Here is a 17,108-nt window from a genome sequence, read left to right on the forward strand (position 1 = left end):
CGAGATTAACGAGCCGTGTGTAGCGGCCCAAGACTCGGGTAAAATCCCGGCAAATAACGCATGACCGACAGATCGTCTGCGGCAATGGCTGGCGTTCGTCCCGAGATAATATCAGAAAGTAGCTGTCCGGAACCGCAGGCCATCGTCCAACCGAGCGTTCCGTGACCGGTATTCAGAAAAAGATTTTTCAGCGGGGTACGCCCCACAATCGGCGTACCGTCAGGCGTCATGGGGCGCAGCCCTGTCCAGAAGCTGGCCTGCGTGATATCGCCGCCTTGCGGAAAGAGATCGCCTACCACTTTCTCCAGCGTCTCTCTGCGGGCAGGTAGCAGTTTGGTGTTATAGCCCACAATCTCCGCCATTCCCCCCACACGGATGCGGTTATCAAAACGGGTAATCGCCACTTTATAGGTTTCATCCAGAACGGTAGAAACGGGCGAAGCCTCTGCATTTTTAATCGGGATGGTCAGCGAATACCCTTTCAGCGGATAGACAGGGATGCTGACGATATCTTTGAGCAGGCTGGTGGAGTAGGAGCCAAACGCCACCACGAAGGCATCAGCGGTGACCGTCTCTGCACCACACTTCACGCCGACAATCTTGTTGCCCTCCTGCAACAAGGCATCCACTGGCGTGGCGAAGCGGAAAGTAACGCCAGCGTCAGCCGCTTTGTCAGCCAGGCGCTGAGTAAAGAGCTGACAGTCACCGGTTTCATCGTTTGGCAACCGCAGCCCACCGGTGAGTAGATGCCTGGTGGCAGCCAGCGCAGGCTCAGCCTCTGCCAGCCGGGCCGCTTCCAGCAGTTCGTAAGGCACACCGGCTTCCTGCAAAACGGCAATGTCTTTGGCCGCGCTTTCAAACTGCTGGCTGGTGCGGAAGAGTTGCAGCGTCCCGCCCTGGCGCCCTTCATAGGCAATGCCGGTTTCCTGACGCAGCAGTTTCAGGCAGTCGCGGCTGTATTCTGCAATCCTGACCATGCGACTTTTGTTTTGCTGGTAGTGGCGCATGTCACAGTTGCGTAGCATCTGCCACATCCACTCCAGCTGGAAGCGGCTGCCGTCGGGACGGATTGCCAGCGGGGCATGGCGCTGGAACATCCATTTTATCGCCTTAAGAGGAACGCCCGGTGCCGCCCAGGGCGCAGCATAACCTGGCGAAATCTGCCCGGCGTTGGCTGCGCTGGTTTCCAGCGCCACGCCAGGCTGGCGATCGATTACTGTCACCTCATGTCCGGCCTGCGCCAGATACCAGGCGCTTGCCACACCTACAACACCACTACCCAGAATGACAACTCGCATAACTGCCCCACCGCCGTTTCGAAAAGAGGAATAAACTGCTTCATTGCGACCGATCCGGTTTAAAACACTGCACCACCAGAGGCAACATCGCGCTGACATATTTCACATCTTTTTCACTCTTAAGGGTAATGAAAAAGGGATGCCGGGTGATATTTGAAATTTAATTCTGAAAACCTGCGGTAAAAAGCAGCTTATATTTGCAGGCCCGCGATTTCTCACCCTTCTCAGCAGAAAGTGGTTTGCTCATAACTTTCTCTTATATACAGAATATAATCCTGTTAAATAGCGTTCAGCTCACATTTCGCATGACGTAAAGATTATTTTTTTCGACCTGCTCACTTTTTCTGTCGCAGATTTCCGTTGTATTCATCTGAGCGATCGGAGAGAGTGAACTATCATTGAGGTATTGGCTTTAATTCCAGGCTTGTTTTTGGGTCAGCAATGGCACCGACAGGTCGAGATAAAAACGGATGTTTTGTCGCTACGTGTTGTAACGTCGAAAACCGGTTTTTAAAAAGGGGTGCGCTATGACGACTATCTTTGACGATCCCATTAAGGACAGCAAACGACTCAGTGATGGACCTGACTGGACCTTCGATCTGCTTGATGATTATCTGAAAGAGATCGACCGCGTCGCCAAGCTCTACCGGCTTGAAACTTACCCTCATCAAATCGAAGTTATCACCTCTGAACAAATGATGGATGCCTATTCCAGCGTCGGGATGCCTATTAATTATGCCCACTGGTCCTTCGGTAAAAAATTTATCGAAACGGAACAGCGCTATAAGCATGGTCAACAGGGTCTGGCGTATGAAATTGTGATCAACTCCAACCCCTGTATCGCCTATCTGATGGAAGAGAACACCATCACTATGCAGGCACTGGTGATGGCGCACGCCTGTTATGGACACAACTCCTTCTTCAGGAATAACTACCTGTTCCGCAGCTGGACCGATGCCAGCTCTATCGTTGATTACCTGATTTTCGCCCGCAACTACATTACCCGCTGCGAAGAGCGTTATGGTATGGAAGAGGTGGAAAAGCTGCTCGACTCCTGTCATGCGCTGATGAATTACGGCGTCGATCGCTATAAACGGCCGCAAAAAATTTCGCTACAGGAAGAGAAGGCCCGCCAGCAGAGTCGGGAAGAGTATCTGCAAAGTCAGGTGAACATGCTGTGGCGTACTTTGCCGCGCCGGGAAAAAGAAGCCACCCAGGCCCAGGAAGCGCATTACCCTTCTGAGCCGCAGGAAAACCTGCTCTATTTTATGGAGAAGAATGCGCCGCTGCTGGAGCCGTGGCAGCGCGAGATCTTGCGTATTGTACGTAAGGTCAGCCAGTACTTTTATCCGCAGAAACAGACGCAGGTAATGAACGAAGGCTGGGCTACCTTCTGGCATTACACCATTCTTAATCATCTGTATGACGAAGGGAAAGTCTCTGAGCGCTTTATGCTTGAGTTCCTGCACAGCCATACCAACGTGGTTTATCAACCGCCTTATAACAGCCAGTGGTATAACGGCATCAACCCTTATGCCCTCGGTTTTGCCATGTTCCAGGACATCAAGCGCATCTGTGAAGAGCCAACGGAGGAAGACCGCTACTGGTTCCCCGATATTGCAGGCAGCGACTGGCTGGAAACGCTGCATTTTGCCATGCGGGAATTTAAGGATGAGAGCTTTATCAGCCAGTTCCTTTCACCCAAAGTGATGCGCGACTTCCGCCTCTTTACGGTAATGGATGATGACCGTAATAACTTCCTTGAGATTGCCGCCATTCACGATGAGGCGGGCTATCGCGCCATCCGCCAGCAGCTTTCGGCGCAGTATAACCTGAGTAACCTGGAACCCAATATCCAGGTGTATGATGTGGATCTGCGCGGAGATCGCTCACTGACGCTGCGCTATGTGCCTCACAGCCGTGCGCCGCTGGACAAGAGCCGCAGGGAAGTGCTGAAGCATGTGCATCGCCTGTGGGGCTTTGACGTCCATCTTGAGCAGCAGAATGAAGATGGCAGCACCGAGTTGCTGGATCGTTGCCCTCCCCGTCCCTCCACGCTGTAAACAGTTATAAAAAAAGCCGGTTCACGCTGAACCGGCTTTTATTTGCCTGCTTACCGACGCTGCGGCGGTAAATCCGTCGGCATACTGTTTTGCATACCGTGCCAGATTTCCCCACTCCGTCGCCCGTAATCCCGAACCGCATCAACTATTTTATCAAACTGCTCATTCTGACAAATGGTCATCAACTGCTGATAAAAGTCGCGTGCCAGCTGGCGTGCTTCAGGATTAGAGAAATAGTGTCTTCCCACGCGGGTATAAAGCCCTTTCAGGCCGTTGAGGATCAGACCGTAAATAGGGTTCCCGGAAGCAAAGGCCAGGCCGCGGAAAATGCTGTAATCGAGGTCGGTGTACGCCTCCGCTTTATCTTCCACATTCTTTGCCGTTTCCAGCACCTCTTTCGCTTTTTCCGGATAAGTGCGGATAGCCCGGCGAATAAAGATAGAGGAGATGTTAGTGCGCACGGCAAGCAGGTTATCAATCAGCTGAGGGACGCTGTCATGATCTAACCGGGCAAGCGTTTCCAGAATGCTGAGACCGGACGTTTCCCAGAAATTGTTCACGCGGGTGGGTTTACCATGTTGAATGGTTAACCAGCCGTCACGAGCAAGGCGCTGGAGGACTTCACGCAAGGTGGTACGGGTCACACCAATCAGTTCAGAAAGCTCGCGTTCCGCTGGCAGAATCGACCCCGGCGGGAAGCGACTGTTCCAGATGCTTTCAATAATATACTCTTCAGCGAAACCCGCAGGGCTCTGCGCCTTAATGACCATAGCGTTCTGTTTCCGTTGCGTTCAGGAGTGCAAATATTTAGCTCATCATACCAGATGCCCCGGCAATGACCTAGACTGCCAGCCGCCGAAAAGGGCGTCTGTCCCGCATAATTTTAAAAAAGGCTCAGCGGTGACACACGGCTATTTTTCGCTTACCAGGGGGATTGCCCCTCAACCGGTAATAAATCCCGTTTATTGCACCGCTGTTTAACATAAGTCATTTTCAGTCTTAAATTTTTCCTGGTGTGGCTGGCACGGCCTGGCTTTTAGTTTACACTGCCGGTTGCACGCCCATCACATGGAATGATTATGTTGCGATATCTGAATAGCTGTTCCCGCGGCCGCGGTGCCTGGCTGCTGTTGGCCTTTACGGCTTTTGCCCTGGAAATGGTCGCCCTCTATTTTCAGCACGTTATGATGCTAAAACCCTGCGTAATGTGTATTTATGAACGTTGTGCCCTTTTTGGCATTATGGGCGCGGGCCTGGTGGGTGCCATCGCGCCTAAAACGCCTATGCGCTGGGTCGCTATCCTGATCTGGATCTACAGCGCCTGGGAAGGCCTCCGGCTCTCATGGGAACATACCATGATCCAGCTGCATCCAAATCCCTTTGTCACCTGTGATTTTGCCGCCCGCTTCCCTGGCTGGCTTCCCCTGGATAAATGGCTGCCCTCAGTGTTCGTTGCAACCGGTGACTGTGCCGAGAAGCAGTGGTCATTATTAACGCTGAGTATGCCGCAATGGCTGACAGGGATTTTTATTGCCTTTCTTGTCGTCGCCCTGCTGGTTCTTATTGCCCAGCCGTTTAAACCCAAACGCCGCGATCTCTTCTCACGCTAACGCGCATTACTCCGTCTTAAGCCCGCACCGAGCGGGCTTTTTCACAGCCGCCCCGTTTATTTGATCGTTACGTAAGAGGCTACTATGCTGAATTTACTTAACAAAACAGAAGGATGGGGTATGAAACATTTTGTTTTAGCGCTGGCGCTGGCCTGTAGTGCAGCCATTATTTCTGGCTGCGCTCCACGAGACGATATCCATTCACCGCCACCGGCACCGCCGGGTGGTCATCAATTGCCTGGCGCGCCCGGCGGAAGTGATCCTGTGGGTCAGCCACAGGCCAGACAGGTGCGGACCGCCCCCTGATTTGCTGGCAGCTTCTGTCTGCTGTTGAGCTGTTGACAAGAAAAAGCCGCCAGATTTGCAGGCGGCTTTTTTGTTTAGCGGTGAGGCCGGTTAATGATGTGCTCTTCCCAGTCCCGCACTTCGCTCTCACGTACGGCAATGTGCCGAACTGAGATACGCTCTGCGTGCATCGCCGCTTTTGAGCCGCTGCGCAGAGGATGCCAGACCGGCAGATTTTTACCTTCAGCCAGCAGCCGATAGGCACAGCTTGGTGGCAGCCAGGAGAAGGTCGGCAGATTCTCGCGCGTCAGCTTGATGCAGTCTTCTTCATACTCGAAGCGACGCTCATAGTTGCGGCACTGGCAGGTTTTGATATTGAGCTGGTTGCAGGCCACGTTAGTGAAGTAAATTTCATCCGTGTCGGCATCCTGCAATTTGTTGAGACAGCACTGGCCACATCCGTCACACAAGGATTCCCATTCCTCATCACTCATTTGTTCCAGCGTTTTCCGCTGCCAGAAAGGGGTCTCAGTCATGTTCGGTGTCCCGTTTAAGTAAAAGCCCGCACCTTATAAACAGTTCGGGCTTCAGTTGCAAGTCTTACAGCACGCGGGTAGAGACGCCTCGGTCACCCAGCGTGGCTTCAAGCGTGTCGCCAGAAGCCATGGGGCCAACGCCTTCAGGCGTGCCGGTGAGAATAATATCGCCTGCGCGCAGGGTGAAAAATTTGCTCATATAAGCGATCAGCGGCACGATTTTGTGGATCATCTCGGCAGTATTACCTTGCTGACGCACTTCGCCGTTGACGATCAGCTTCAGCTCCACATTTTGTGGGTCGGCGGCAAACTCGCTGACCGGAATAAAGCCAGAGATTGGACAGGAGTTATCAAAACCCTTGGCTTTTTCCCAGGGCTGCCCCGCTTTCTTACAGCCCGCCTGGAGATCGCGCAGCGTAAGATCCAGCGCAATACCGTAACCCGCAATGGCTTTGGTTACGTGCTCTTCCGAGGCATTTTTAAGGGTAGAGCCAATCAGCACCGCCAGTTCAACCTCGTGATGCACGGAGCCAAAATCTTTAGGAATCGACAGGGGCTGGCGAATATCGCACAGCGCCGTCTCTGGTTTGATAAACAGCACCGGCTCGGCAGGCGTTGCGCTGCCCATCTCTTTAATATGTTTGGCATAGTTGCTGCCCACGCAGACCACTTTGCTCACCGGATAATCCAACAACGCGCCCTGCCAGTTATGATGCTGATACATACCGTTCCCCTGCTTATGTTGAGGTGTGATGGCCCTGTGGCGGCCATTCTGCCGTTATTGAGAAATCGCGTCCGCCATCATGCCGATGCTGATAGCGAAATAATAGGATCGATTCCAGCGCATAATGGTGCGGAAATTGTCATAAACCATGAACGCCCGGCCAGGAATATCATCTGGCGTTACAATCCAGGCACGTTGATGGGTATCAGGAAGCTGCTGGTCGCTGTTCAGACGAATACCCAGTTTTTCCCATTCCCCCACGGTTTTAGACTGCCCCTCTTTCAGCCCGGCCATTTCCGGCACAAAGTCCACCGGCAGGATCACTTCCCTGCCCCAGCTTTCACCCGGTTTCCAGCCCTCTTTCGCCAGATAATTGGCGGTGGAAGCAAAAACGTCATCCACGCTGTTCCAGATATCGATCTTGCCGTCGCCGTCGCCATCTGCGCCATAGCGCATAAAGGAGCTGGGCATAAACTGGTTTTGCCCCATCGCCCCAGCCCAGGAGCCTTTCATTTCCTCTGCGGCAATATGCTGCTGCTGAATGATTTGCAGCGCAGCAAACAGCTCTTTGGTGAAGAAGGCTTCGCGGCGACCCTCAAAGGCCAGCGTGGCGAGCGCAGAGATCACATCTTCACGCCCCTGGATCTTACCAAAGCTACTCTCCATCGCCCAAAGCGCAACGATATATTGCGGCTGTACGCCAGAGCGCTGAGCAATCGGCATCAGTTGTGCCTGGTAACGCTGTAAACTCTCCCGCCCCTGCTGGATCTTCTTCTCCGTCATCACGCGGGAAAGGTAGTCACTCAGCGTCACTTTTTGTTCAAGCTGATTGCGATCTGAGTTAATAACATGATCCACAAAATGAACGTTGGCAAAAGCGCTCTCCAGCGTACTCTCATCGACTCCCTGCTGGCGAGCCTTCGCTTTTAACTGCTCAACATAAGCGGGGAACTCAGCCGGATTACGGCCCTGGGCCGCCAGGGTGGTTTTTGTGGGTGCCTGGAGGAAGCCCCCTTTCGCCGGTGCAGGCGTTGCAGCCTGGGCGGGAACAGGCGCTTCCGGGGCGGGTGCAGCACTATTTTTACTGGCGCATCCGGCCAGGATCAGGGAAAAAATAACAGTACTGAGGGATGTAAGCTTCATGCGGGCATCCTTTTTTTGCCGGTGCCGCCACAATTAAAATCGGGAAGATTGCAGCCGTGACGGCGATATATTTTGCAGATGATTCCTAATTAAACTTCTTTACTCTTTGTCCAGATGGCTCTTAAGCAGACTTTCGATTGGCGGAGGGACCTGTAAATAAAACCCCTGCTCTTCAAGAGCAGCTTTTACTTTCGTCAAATCAGCGTTGGCCAGCTTTTTGCTGCCGTCCAGCGGCAGCAGCATCGCCAGCTGCGGTTTACCAAAGCCTTGCAGCAGTTCAGCCGGTACGCGCGAGAAATCGTCTTTTTTTTCGACATAAAGATAAGTCTGGTCACGCTTGCTGCTTCTGTAGATCACACAAAACATATTTTTTACTCGAATTAACCTGGATGGTGACTTGCCTGAATATAGCAGTAACTATACCATGCTTGCAGAACTTCGGAATATTGTCCCAACCCGATTAAATGTCCGTTTAACGACATAAATTTGCTGGGACACGAAATAACAGGACTGAGCCGCGACAGATGTCACAAACGCCAATCGAGTTAAAAGGCAGCAGTTTTACTCTGTCTGTTGTGCACCTTCATCACGCCGATCCAGAAGTGGTTCGTCAGGCATTACAGGACAAAATCAATCAGGCTCCCGCCTTCCTGAGAAATGCCCCGGTTGTTTTAAACATGACTTCACTCACTGGTGAAGTAAACTGGCGGCTCATGCAGCAGGCCATCGCTTCTACGGGCCTGCATATTGTTGGCGTTAGCGGCTGCAAAGACGAGTCGTTGAAACGCATCATCAGCCGCGCAGGTTTGCCGTTGTTGTCGGAAGGCAAAGAGCAGAAGCAAACCGCTGAGGTCGTTGAACCTGCCCAGCCCGTTGAAACCCCCGCCGTTAAAACAAGGGTAATCAATGCTCCAGTCCGCTCTGGACAACAGATTTATGCCAAAAACTGTGATTTGATAGTGACCAGCAGCGTCAGCGCCGGCGCTGAACTCATCGCCGATGGCAACATCCATATTTATGGCATGATGCGCGGTCGTGCGCTGGCAGGAGCCAGTGGCGATCGTGAGTGCCAGATCTTTTGTACCAGCTTGTCAGCTGAGTTGGTCTCTATTGCCGGTGAATACTGGATAATGGACCAAATTCCGGCTGAATTTTTTGGAAAAGCGTCACGCCTCTTTTTAAGCGATGGCGCCCTGACTATACAGACATTGAACTAAGCCAGGCTCACGAGCCCTTTCTTTGCTTAAGGAAATTATTATATGGCACGCATTATTGTAGTTACATCGGGTAAAGGAGGCGTGGGCAAGACCACGTCCAGCGCGGCCATCGCTACCGGTTTAGCCCAGAAGGGCAAAAAGACCGTGGTTATCGACTTCGACATCGGTTTGCGTAACCTCGATCTGATTATGGGTTGTGAACGTCGCGTGGTTTACGACTTTGTTAACGTGATTCAGGGCGATGCCACCCTGAATCAGGCGCTGATTAAAGATAAACGTACCGAAAAGTTGTTCATCCTGCCTGCTTCACAAACTCGCGACAAAGATGCTCTGACGCGTGATGGGGTAGAAAAAGTTCTGAATGACCTGAACGAGATGGGTTTCGACTTTATTGTCTGTGACTCACCCGCTGGTATTGAAACAGGTGCGCTGATGGCGCTCTATTTTGCTGACGAAGCGATTATTACCACTAACCCGGAAGTCTCTTCAGTACGTGACTCTGACCGCATCCTGGGCATCCTCTCTTCAAAATCCCGCCGGGCCGAGAATGGACAGGATCCGATTAAAGAGCACCTGCTGCTGACCCGCTACAATCCAGGCCGCGTTAACCGTGGTGATATGCTGAGCATGGAAGATGTGCTGGAAATTCTGCGTATCCCGCTGGCAGGCGTTATTCCTGAAGATCAGTCCGTACTGCGCGCGTCAAACCAGGGTGAGCCGGTGATCCTGGATGCCGAGTCAGATGCGGGCAAAGCCTACGCCGATACCGTTGACCGAATTCTCGGTGAAGAACGCCCCTTCCGCTTCATTGAAGAAGAGAAGAAGGGCTTCCTGAAACGCCTGTTTGGGGGATAAACCATGGCCTTACTCGATTTCTTTTTATCCCGAAAAAAGAGCACAGCCAATATAGCCAAGGAACGGTTGCAGATTATTGTGGCAGAACGCAGGAGGGGCGACAGTGAGCCCCACTATTTGCCGCAGCTGAAAAGGGATATTCTGGAAGTTATCTGCAAATATGTGAAGATCGATCCGGAAATGCTGAGCGTTAAGCTGGATCAAAAAGATGATGATATTTCGATTCTGGAGCTGAACGTTACGCTCCCGGAGGCAGATGAAGCGCCGAAATGATCCTCTCCTGCGCCTGACTTTCCCCTGCTTTTGTGCAGGGGAAAAAGCTCAGGTCAGTACGCCTTCAGGATTGTTGCGATCCCGTCGTGAAGCAGTGCGCCCCGCCATCCTTTCAACAGCTCTGGTTCAGACTCCTGCGGTTTCAAACGCCAGTGCCAGCTCAAAAGCTGGTTAATCTGACGACGTGAAGCGAGAAGCTCCTGACCAATGCCCTCTTTTTCCGCCACCTCAGCCATCAATGCTTTCAGCTCTTTGAAGACCTTTTTGTAATCAGGATTATCTATCAGATTTGCCACAGGCTCCGGCAGCTCACTCTCATCCAGCTCATTCGCCCTGGCTACCATCGCTACCAGCGCTTTGCCATGGAAGCGGATCTCCTGTCCGGCCAGGCCTAAATGATCCAGTTCAGCCAGCGAGCCAGGCATATAACGGGCGACTTTCCACAAATTCTCTTCACGCACCACAAAGTTCACCGCCATATCTTTCTCACGGGCCAGTTCAAGCCGCCAGGCCGCCATCAGACGCAGCGCCGCCAGCTGACGCGGGCGAAGCTGCCAGGCATTAGTGATATCGCGATAAGCCTCTTCTGGTGCCACCACTCTCTGACGGCGCTGACACAGCAGGCTGCACTCGTTCAGGGCGGCCTCCAGCGTGCCCGCTTCCCGCGCCTCATTCATCAGCTTCTGCGCAATCGGCAGCAGATAGTAAACATCTGCGGCGGCATATTCGCACTGTCTGGCCGTCAACGGACGGGCAAGCCAGTCGGTACGGGATTCACTCTTATCCAGCGCGATGCCGGTATAGGATTCAACCAGCGTCGCAAAACCGCAGGAGAGCGGTCGGCCGGTGAACGCCGCCAGGATCTGCGTGTCGATCATTGGGGTGGGTAACACACCATATTCGTGAAGAAAGACTTCAAGATCTTCACTGCCCGCGTGCAGGAACTTGATAACGTTTTCATCCAGCAGCAGGTCACGAAACGGCCCCCACTCGGTGACTGGCAGAGGATCAATCAGCGCAATCTGTTCGCCATCGTACAGTTGGATCAGCCCCAGACCAGGATAGTAGGTACGGGTTCTGACAAATTCGGTATCCAGCGCCAGCGCCGGAACCTGACGAGCACGCTGACAGAGTTCAGCCAGCGCCTCGTTAGTGGTTATCATGGTGTAATTCAAAATGATCCTCTCGCTGTGGCGTTTCTCGCCTCAGTGTCATCACAATAAAAACGCCGGCAGGACCGGCGTTTTTGCATTCTCAGAAAGCGGCGCTAACACTTAGCTGCCTGTTTTTATCGCTTCATCGCGCAGTTCACGGCGCAGAATTTTGCCGACGTTGGTTTTGGGCAACTCATCGCGAAACTCAACCAGTTTAGGAATTTTATAGCCGGTAAGATGTTTCTTACAGTGGGCGATCAGCTCCTCTTTAGTTAACGAAGGATCTTTTTTGACCACGCAAATCTTCACCGTCTCACCTGCGGCCTCATTGGGAACGCCAATTGCCGCCGCTTCACGAACTTTCGGATGGAGCATCAGCACATCTTCTATCTCGTTGGGGTAAACGTTGAATCCCGATACCAGTATCATATCTTTTTTGCGATCGACAATGCGGATAAAGCCTTCATGGTCAACGGTAACAATATCACCGCTGTGAAGCCATCCATTTTTTAACACTTCAAGCGTGGCATCAGGCCGTTGCCAGTAGCCCAGCATCACCTGAGGGCCTTTAATACAGAGTTCGCCAGGCTCCCCTTCAGCCACCATATTGCCCTCATCATCCACCACCCTGATATCCGTTGAGGGAACAGGCAGCCCGATGCTGCCGCTGTGATAGCGAATATCGTAAGGATTAACGGAGACCAGCGGAGAACATTCGGTCAGGCCATAGCCTTCCAGCAGATAGTGCCCGGTGAGTTTTTCCCACCGTTCTGCCACCGCTTTCTGCACTGGCATACCGCCGCCAGCAGAAAGGGTCAGGCTGGAAAAGTCGAGCTTGTGAAAATCTTCGTTGTTTAACAGGGCGTTAAACAGCGTATTGACACCTGTAATGGCGGTAAACCGCACTTTTGCCAGCTCTTTGACCAGCCCCGGAATATCGCGTGGGTTAGTAATCAGCAGGTTCGCCCCACCTAATTCAATAAACAGCAGGCAGTTCACCGTCAGGGCGAAAATATGGTACAGCGGGAGCGCCGTCACAACCGTCTCTCTGCCATCCTTGAGAAGTGAGCCATAGGTCGCTTTAGTCTGCTCAAGGTTGGCCTGCATATTACGATGCGTCAGCATGGCACCCTTCGCCACGCCGGTGGTGCCGCCAGTGTATTGCAGGAACGCCAGATCGTCGTTAATCATCTCCGGCCGGACATAGTGCATCTGGTAGCCCTGTTGCAGCGCATTGCGGAACGAGATCGCATCGGGAAGATGGTATTTGGGAACCAGCCGCTTGATATATTTCACGACAAAGTTCACCAGCGTAGCTTTAACCGGCGCCAGCTGATCGCCCAGCCGGGTGAGAATGACATGTTTTACCTGCGTTCTGGCAACCACTTTCTCCAGGGTATGGGCAAAATTTGAGACAATAACAATCGTGCTTGCTCCACTGTCGTTGAGCTGGTGCTCCAGTTCACGCGGGGTATAAAGCGGGTTAACATTGACCACCACCATTCCCGCCCGCAGGATGCCAAACAGTGCAATGGGATATTGCAATAAATTTGGCATCATCAGGGCGACGCGGTCGCCCTTTTTCAGGCCAAGACCCTGTTGCAGATAAGCTGCAAAAGCGCGGCTGCGCTCTTCCAGCTGCTGGTAAGTCATCGCCTGCCCCATATTGATAAAGGCGGGCTGCTCTGCGTAACGCTTTACCGCTTGTTCAAAAAGGTCAATCAGCGAGGTATAGCGATCGGCGCTGATCTCAGCCGGAACATCTGCCGGATAACGGTTTAACCAAACCTTATTCAAGGAAACACCTCGGAAAGTCGTATTTGTGGTCATCGAAACCTCAGTCGGCGCGCTTTTAACATTATTTTAACTCAGCGTACCAGTTTGCTCTGTTCCGCGTTTTGAGGTTGCGAAGCCCATCACTAAATTTATTTCGTCCTGAGAGCGACAATAAAAAACGACCCGTGGCGAGCAGCCATCGGGTCGTGAATGAATCTACGTGAAAGCTATTCGGTCAGGATAGTCTGGACCTGGGCAGGGCCGTTATTGTAATAGCCAAACGGAGGCGGCCCCCAGTATCCGCCACGATGGTGTCCACGAGGCGGGCCATACCAGATCCACGGATCGATCGGCTGAGGCGGCGAGACGATTTGCTGTGTCAGATGCCAGCGCTGATAGCCCGTTACATCCACCGTAACAAAGCTGTAAGCAGCCTGACCAATCATCCCTTTTTCGGTGCCTCTGATGGGGCCAACCACGGTTACGATCTGATTGTTGAAGTCAATCGGGTCCACAAAACCTTTGATATCGGCATAAATACGGCCAATGGAGGGGGTGCCCAACATCGGTCTTGCGGTGTCATCAAGACGCTGAGCCGCAATCTCCAGCCGGGTCATGCCATTTTTGTTCTCGACCTTGACCACCTTACCGCCAAAGCGCGCCTCCTGCCCCACATAGAGCTGCGGCGCATTCAGCACCCGCACCAGATCCTGCTGGGGAGTGGCCGATGAGCCTTTCACCGAATCGGGTACGCTCATACAGCCAGAGAGCAGCACAGAGGCCATTAACAGATTACTTAACTGCAACAAAACAGATTTACGCATAAAGTTCTCCAGGGTACTGACTACTATGACTGCATCCTTGTGAAATAGTTGCCCGTTTACTCGCGGCCCGGCAGTTTTTTCCAGGTAACTTCATTGCGCAGATAGGTCGGCTCGGCATGCTCAACGGCTACGCTTTTACCGGCTGCCAGCACCTGAGCAGCAAGAGGAAGCATATCCTCTGCGCAAGGCAGACTGACCTCAGTGGCCAGCAATTGCGGGCCTGCCGTTTCAGCAAGCAGAGGCCAGGCTTTCCAGCCGGTTCCCACCATTGCCCACTCGCCCGACAGCGCAGCAATCCGCGCCTGTGCCGCTTCCGGTTTCAGCACCGCTTCTGTCTCCTGTCCCTGCCAGACGCCCTGTTCATCACGCTGATATTCTGCCCAGTAGACTTCGCCCATGCGTGCATCAATGGCTGCCAGCACCTGCGTTGCTCCCTGCAAACGCCAGGCGCTCTGTGCCATCGTTTTCAGCGTGGAGACGCCGATCAACGGCAACCCGGCACCCAGCGCCAGTCCCTGAGCGATGCCGATGCCAATGCGTACGCCGGTAAAGCTGCCCGGTCCCTGACCAAAGGCTAAAGCGTCCAGTCCGGCCAGGGTGCTGCCTGTCTGCTGAAGCAGATCCTGCACCATCGGCAAAATACGCTGAGTATGCTCCCTGGCACAAAGTTCAAACTGGGCGGTGACCGCATCGTCACTCAGCAGCGCCACGGAGCAGGCTTCAGTGGCCGTATCGATGGCTAAAATACGCATGGACATACATACCTCTACGGGAGAAATTTTCGGCGCGCAGCATAGCACACTGCGCGGAAGATTACTTTTGTGGCGAAGGTTTCAGGAACTCAACCGCCTGATGAATATCACGCGTTCGCGGCGTAGGGGGCAGGCTGTTCAGAAATACCGCGCCGTAAGGACGCATCACCAGGCGGTTATCACAGATCACCAGTACGCCCCGGTCGTCAATATCGCGGATCAGGCGGCCCACGCCCTGCTTGAGCGTGATCACCGCGTCGGGTAGTTGAACCTCATCAAAGGGATCGCCGCCGCGCAGTTTACAATCCTCCATCCGCGCTTTTAACAGCGGATCGTCTGGCGAGGTGAACGGCAGCTTGTCGATGATCACCAGCGAAAGCACATCGCCCCGCACATCCACACCTTCCCAGAAGCTGCTGGTAGCAACCAGCAAAGCGTTACCGGCGGCCACAAACTGCTTCAGCAACTGCCCTTTGCTGGTCTCTCCCTGCAACAACACCGGTAAGGTCAGCATGGCACGAAACTGTTCCGCCAAATCGCGCATCATCTGATGCGACGTGCAGAGAAAGAAACAGCGGCCATTGTTAGCCTCTATCAGCGGCAGCAGCATTCTGGCCAGCTGCTTTGCTCCGCCGGGCTGGTTAGGCGAAGGCAGATTTCGCGGTACGCACAGCAGCGCCTGGCTGGCAAAGTCGAACGGGCTTTCCAGGATCATAGTCTTCGCGTCAGTGACGCCAAGCCGCCCGACAAAGTGGGTCATCTTTTCATTCACGGCCAGCGTAGCGGAGGTAAAAATCCAGCTGGCTGGCCGTTCATCCATCACTTCCCGGAAGCGGTCAGAGACCGAAAGCGGCGTCAGCGCCAGTACAAAGTGCCGTGAGTTACACTCATACCAGTAGCTGAAGCCGGGCTGAGACACATCCTTCAGCCGCTTAAGGCGGCCACGGTAAAGGGCGGCACGCTCAAAAGCGGCATCCAGCAGCGCCGACCGGCCCAGCGAAAGTTTTGCCACGTCGTAACATAACTCCAGCGCATCATCCAGCAGCAGCAGCGCACGCTGAATAGCGGGATTGTTAAGGACGTCACGCAGATTGCCGCGAAAACCGGGGTCGCCCAGCACCAGTCGAAAATCCTGAGCGCTCTGCGCCAGCCGGTCGGCAGATTTTTGCAGCTGCTGGACATCACGCACTTCGGTGCGGTAGGCAATGGTAATATCCTTTGCCAGATCGATAAGCTGTTTGCTTGAGAGCTGCTGACCGAAATAGTGGCTGGCAATATCGGGCATCTGATGGGCTTCATCAAAGATCATCACATCCGCCTCCGGGATCAGTTCCGCAAACCCGCTCTCTTTCACGACCATATCCGCAAGAAAAAGATGGTGATTGACCACTACCACGTCAGCATCCATCGCTTTACGACGCGCCTTCACCACAAAACAATCTTTATACTGAGGACAGTCGCTGCCAAGACAGTTGTCATTGGTGCTGGTGACCAGCGGCCAGATAGTGCTGTCTTCCGCCACGCCACCGCAGGTACTGATATCGCCATCTACGGTTTCGCTGGACCAGCCGCGCAGATGAACCAGATCGCTCATCGCCTGCACCGCCAGTTCACCTCCTGCCATGGACTGCTGTTCCAGCCGCTCCAGACAGAGGTAGTTTGAACGCCCTTTCAGCAGCGCGACCTGACCTTTATATTGCAGTGCCCTTGCTACGGTCGGCAAATCGCGGCTGTAGAGCTGATCCTGCAACGCCTTGGAGCCGGTAGAGACGATCACTTTTTTACCCGAGCGCAGCGCAGGGGCCAGGTAGGCGTAGGTTTTACCGGTACCCGTCCCCGCTTCCACCACCAGCTCACGCTTTTGATCTATCGCCTCGGCAACCGCCTGAGCCATCTGGCGCTGCGGTTCACGCGGTTTGAAACCGGGAATGGCCAGCGCAAGCGCGCCGTCTGCTGCAAAATCGTCTGCCACACTGCCTCACTAGTTTATAAAAACACTGTAATTATGTCAGTATTAGCTGAAAGGTGCAAAATTATTAAAATCAATGAGTTATATCATATATTTGTCTGAATAATGCACAGCAAAGAGGCCATAAGGCAGCGCCTGGCGGCAATATTATCAAAGGGTTAGGTAGGGTTTTTGCAGGCTATTTCAGGCCGATATCTTGCCTGATGGGTTACGCAACGCAAGCACTTTACTCAGTGCTGCCACTGTTCACTGGTGAACCCCACTCTGCCTGGAAAGATTTGGTCACTGCGCGGCCGGGGTAGCGTCAGAGCTGGTGGCTGCTGAAGCCAGGCATTCATCATTTCAGTAAAAAACGCCCCAAAAAGCGGTGAGTTTGTCAGGGTGGGATTCGAACCCACGCTCTTGCAGTATCGGTCACGCGCACCACTGCCTGATGTAGCTTATGTCACGCTTTGTCCCGTCGAAGCTTTCGCTCAGCCCTCTCGCGCACCTGACAGGATAATCATAACTCAGCGTCGCGCTGCTTCACAGCATGGTCAGGGGTTAACTCTTGCCCCAAAGATTCAGGCGCCTGTCTGCTGTGAATCAGCTATGAGCCAGAATGCTTAAGGGTTTCTTCAGCAAGCATT

The 17,108-nt window shown here is 53.4% G+C and carries 17 protein-coding genes; 6 read left to right on the forward strand and 11 right to left on the reverse strand.

Features of this window, described 5'->3' with window-relative positions; all coding sequences use genetic code 11:
• Window positions 1-5: 5 nt before the first annotated feature.
• Window positions 6-1,298: a D-amino acid dehydrogenase gene (locus AAH450_RS06170; protein ID WP_342909388.1), complete on the reverse strand. Its 1,293-nt coding sequence runs from the start codon at window positions 1,296-1,298 to the stop codon at window positions 6-8.
• Between the two features lie 527 nt (window positions 1,299-1,825).
• Here AAH450_RS06170 and AAH450_RS06175 point away from each other — a divergent pair.
• Window positions 1,826-3,361 (forward strand): SpoVR family protein, encoded by a 1,536-nt coding sequence (locus AAH450_RS06175; RefSeq protein WP_342909389.1) that lies wholly within the window; start codon window positions 1,826-1,828, stop codon window positions 3,359-3,361.
• A gap of 50 nt (window positions 3,362-3,411) precedes the next feature.
• On the opposite strand, the gene fadR is transcribed toward AAH450_RS06175, so the two are convergent.
• Window positions 3,412-4,131 carry a fatty acid metabolism transcriptional regulator FadR gene (gene fadR / locus AAH450_RS06180; RefSeq protein ID WP_318790349.1) on the reverse strand — a complete coding sequence of 240 codons (720 nt, stop codon included), beginning with the start codon at window positions 4,129-4,131 and terminating at the stop codon, window positions 3,412-3,414.
• A 309-nt stretch (window positions 4,132-4,440) separates the two neighbouring features.
• Here fadR and dsbB point away from each other — a divergent pair, with 309 nt between their 5' ends.
• A complete protein-coding gene (gene dsbB, locus AAH450_RS06185) occupies window positions 4,441-4,971 on the forward strand; it encodes a disulfide bond formation protein DsbB (protein WP_342909390.1) in 531 nt (176 codons plus the stop codon).
• A 120-nt stretch (window positions 4,972-5,091) separates the two neighbouring features.
• Window positions 5,092-5,277, forward strand: coding sequence for a hypothetical protein (locus tag AAH450_RS06190; protein WP_342909391.1), 186 nt, complete (start codon window positions 5,092-5,094; stop codon window positions 5,275-5,277).
• 74 nt (window positions 5,278-5,351) lie between these two features.
• On the opposite strand, the gene AAH450_RS06195 is transcribed toward AAH450_RS06190, so the two are convergent.
• The 4 genes from AAH450_RS06195 to AAH450_RS06210 all read right to left on the reverse strand — a co-directional run bounded on the left by AAH450_RS06195 (window position 5,352) and on the right by AAH450_RS06210 (window position 8,025).
• Window positions 5,352-5,792 carry a YcgN family cysteine cluster protein gene (locus AAH450_RS06195; protein ID WP_342909392.1) on the reverse strand — a complete coding sequence of 147 codons (441 nt, stop codon included), beginning with the start codon at window positions 5,790-5,792 and terminating at the stop codon, window positions 5,352-5,354.
• 64 nt (window positions 5,793-5,856) lie between these two features.
• Window positions 5,857-6,516 carry a fumarylacetoacetate hydrolase family protein gene (locus AAH450_RS06200; RefSeq protein WP_342909393.1) on the reverse strand — a complete coding sequence of 220 codons (660 nt, stop codon included), beginning with the start codon at window positions 6,514-6,516 and terminating at the stop codon, window positions 5,857-5,859.
• 54 nt (window positions 6,517-6,570) lie between these two features.
• Window positions 6,571-7,659: a lytic murein transglycosylase gene (locus AAH450_RS06205; protein WP_342909394.1), complete on the reverse strand. Its 1,089-nt coding sequence runs from the start codon at window positions 7,657-7,659 to the stop codon at window positions 6,571-6,573.
• A 99-nt stretch (window positions 7,660-7,758) separates the two neighbouring features.
• Window positions 7,759-8,025: a YcgL domain-containing protein gene (locus AAH450_RS06210; protein WP_342909395.1), complete on the reverse strand. Its 267-nt coding sequence runs from the start codon at window positions 8,023-8,025 to the stop codon at window positions 7,759-7,761.
• Window positions 8,026-8,183: 158 nt separating this feature from the next.
• On the opposite strand from AAH450_RS06210, the gene minC reads away from it, so the two are divergent.
• Genes minC through minE form a run of 3 tightly spaced genes read left to right on the forward strand, consistent with a single transcriptional unit; the run spans window position 8,184 to window position 10,004 of the window.
• A complete protein-coding gene (gene minC, locus AAH450_RS06215) occupies window positions 8,184-8,876 on the forward strand; it encodes a septum site-determining protein MinC (RefSeq protein ID WP_342909396.1) in 693 nt (230 codons plus the stop codon).
• A gap of 42 nt (window positions 8,877-8,918) precedes the next feature.
• Window positions 8,919-9,731, forward strand: a complete 813-nt coding sequence (gene minD, locus AAH450_RS06220) for a septum site-determining protein MinD (RefSeq protein ID WP_342909397.1) — start codon at window positions 8,919-8,921, stop codon at window positions 9,729-9,731.
• Window positions 9,732-9,734: 3 nt separating this feature from the next.
• Window positions 9,735-10,004 carry a cell division topological specificity factor MinE gene (gene minE, locus AAH450_RS06225; protein ID WP_342909398.1) on the forward strand — a complete coding sequence of 90 codons (270 nt, stop codon included), beginning with the start codon at window positions 9,735-9,737 and terminating at the stop codon, window positions 10,002-10,004.
• A 53-nt stretch (window positions 10,005-10,057) separates the two neighbouring features.
• Here the strand turns inward: minE and rnd are convergent, their stop codons facing one another.
• From rnd to AAH450_RS06250, 5 genes are all read right to left on the reverse strand, one after another.
• Complete coding sequence (rnd, locus tag AAH450_RS06230) at window positions 10,058-11,167, reverse strand: ribonuclease D (protein WP_342909585.1); 1,110 nt, start codon at window positions 11,165-11,167, stop codon at window positions 10,058-10,060.
• 111 nt (window positions 11,168-11,278) lie between these two features.
• Entirely contained in the window at window positions 11,279-12,955 is a 1,677-nt protein-coding gene (fadD, locus tag AAH450_RS06235) for a long-chain-fatty-acid--CoA ligase FadD (RefSeq protein ID WP_342909399.1), read from the reverse strand.
• Between the two features lie 206 nt (window positions 12,956-13,161).
• Complete coding sequence (locus AAH450_RS06240; protein ID WP_342909400.1) at window positions 13,162-13,758, reverse strand: Slp family lipoprotein; 597 nt, start codon at window positions 13,756-13,758, stop codon at window positions 13,162-13,164.
• Window positions 13,759-13,814: 56 nt separating this feature from the next.
• A complete protein-coding gene (gene tsaB / locus AAH450_RS06245) occupies window positions 13,815-14,510 on the reverse strand; it encodes a tRNA (adenosine(37)-N6)-threonylcarbamoyltransferase complex dimerization subunit type 1 TsaB (protein ID WP_342909586.1) in 696 nt (231 codons plus the stop codon).
• A gap of 61 nt (window positions 14,511-14,571) precedes the next feature.
• On the reverse strand, window positions 14,572-16,482 hold the full coding sequence (locus AAH450_RS06250; RefSeq protein ID WP_342909401.1) for an ATP-dependent DNA helicase: 1,911 nt from the start codon (window positions 16,480-16,482) through the stop codon (window positions 14,572-14,574).
• Between the last annotated feature and the right edge of the window lie 626 nt (window positions 16,483-17,108).

Source organism: Erwinia magellanica (genome assembly GCF_039023495.1).
In the GTDB taxonomy this organism is placed as follows: Bacteria; Pseudomonadota; Gammaproteobacteria; order Enterobacterales; family Enterobacteriaceae; genus Erwinia.

Coding starts and splice junctions, on each gene's coding strand:
- fadR (WP_318790349.1), bottom strand. CDS start 4,131: ATGGTCATTAAGGCGCAGAGCCCTGCGGGTTTCGCTGAAGAGTATATT.
- AAH450_RS06210 (WP_342909395.1), bottom strand. CDS start 8,025: ATGTTTTGTGTGATCTACAGAAGCAGCAAGCGTGACCAGACTTATCTT.
- AAH450_RS06195 (WP_342909392.1), bottom strand. CDS start 5,792: ATGACTGAGACCCCTTTCTGGCAGCGGAAAACGCTGGAACAAATGAGT.
- AAH450_RS06240 (WP_342909400.1), bottom strand. CDS start 13,758: ATGCGTAAATCTGTTTTGTTGCAGTTAAGTAATCTGTTAATGGCCTCT.
- minC (WP_342909396.1), top strand. CDS start 8,184: ATGTCACAAACGCCAATCGAGTTAAAAGGCAGCAGTTTTACTCTGTCT.
- minD (WP_342909397.1), top strand. CDS start 8,919: ATGGCACGCATTATTGTAGTTACATCGGGTAAAGGAGGCGTGGGCAAG.
- AAH450_RS06205 (WP_342909394.1), bottom strand. CDS start 7,659: ATGAAGCTTACATCCCTCAGTACTGTTATTTTTTCCCTGATCCTGGCC.
- AAH450_RS06200 (WP_342909393.1), bottom strand. CDS start 6,516: ATGTATCAGCATCATAACTGGCAGGGCGCGTTGTTGGATTATCCGGTG.
- rnd (WP_342909585.1), bottom strand. CDS start 11,167: ATGATAACCACTAACGAGGCGCTGGCTGAACTCTGTCAGCGTGCTCGT.
- AAH450_RS06175 (WP_342909389.1), top strand. CDS start 1,826: ATGACGACTATCTTTGACGATCCCATTAAGGACAGCAAACGACTCAGT.
- minE (WP_342909398.1), top strand. CDS start 9,735: ATGGCCTTACTCGATTTCTTTTTATCCCGAAAAAAGAGCACAGCCAAT.
- tsaB (WP_342909586.1), bottom strand. CDS start 14,510: ATGCGTATTTTAGCCATCGATACGGCCACTGAAGCCTGCTCCGTGGCG.
- AAH450_RS06190 (WP_342909391.1), top strand. CDS start 5,092: ATGAAACATTTTGTTTTAGCGCTGGCGCTGGCCTGTAGTGCAGCCATT.
- dsbB (WP_342909390.1), top strand. CDS start 4,441: ATGTTGCGATATCTGAATAGCTGTTCCCGCGGCCGCGGTGCCTGGCTG.
- AAH450_RS06170 (WP_342909388.1), bottom strand. CDS start 1,298: ATGCGAGTTGTCATTCTGGGTAGTGGTGTTGTAGGTGTGGCAAGCGCC.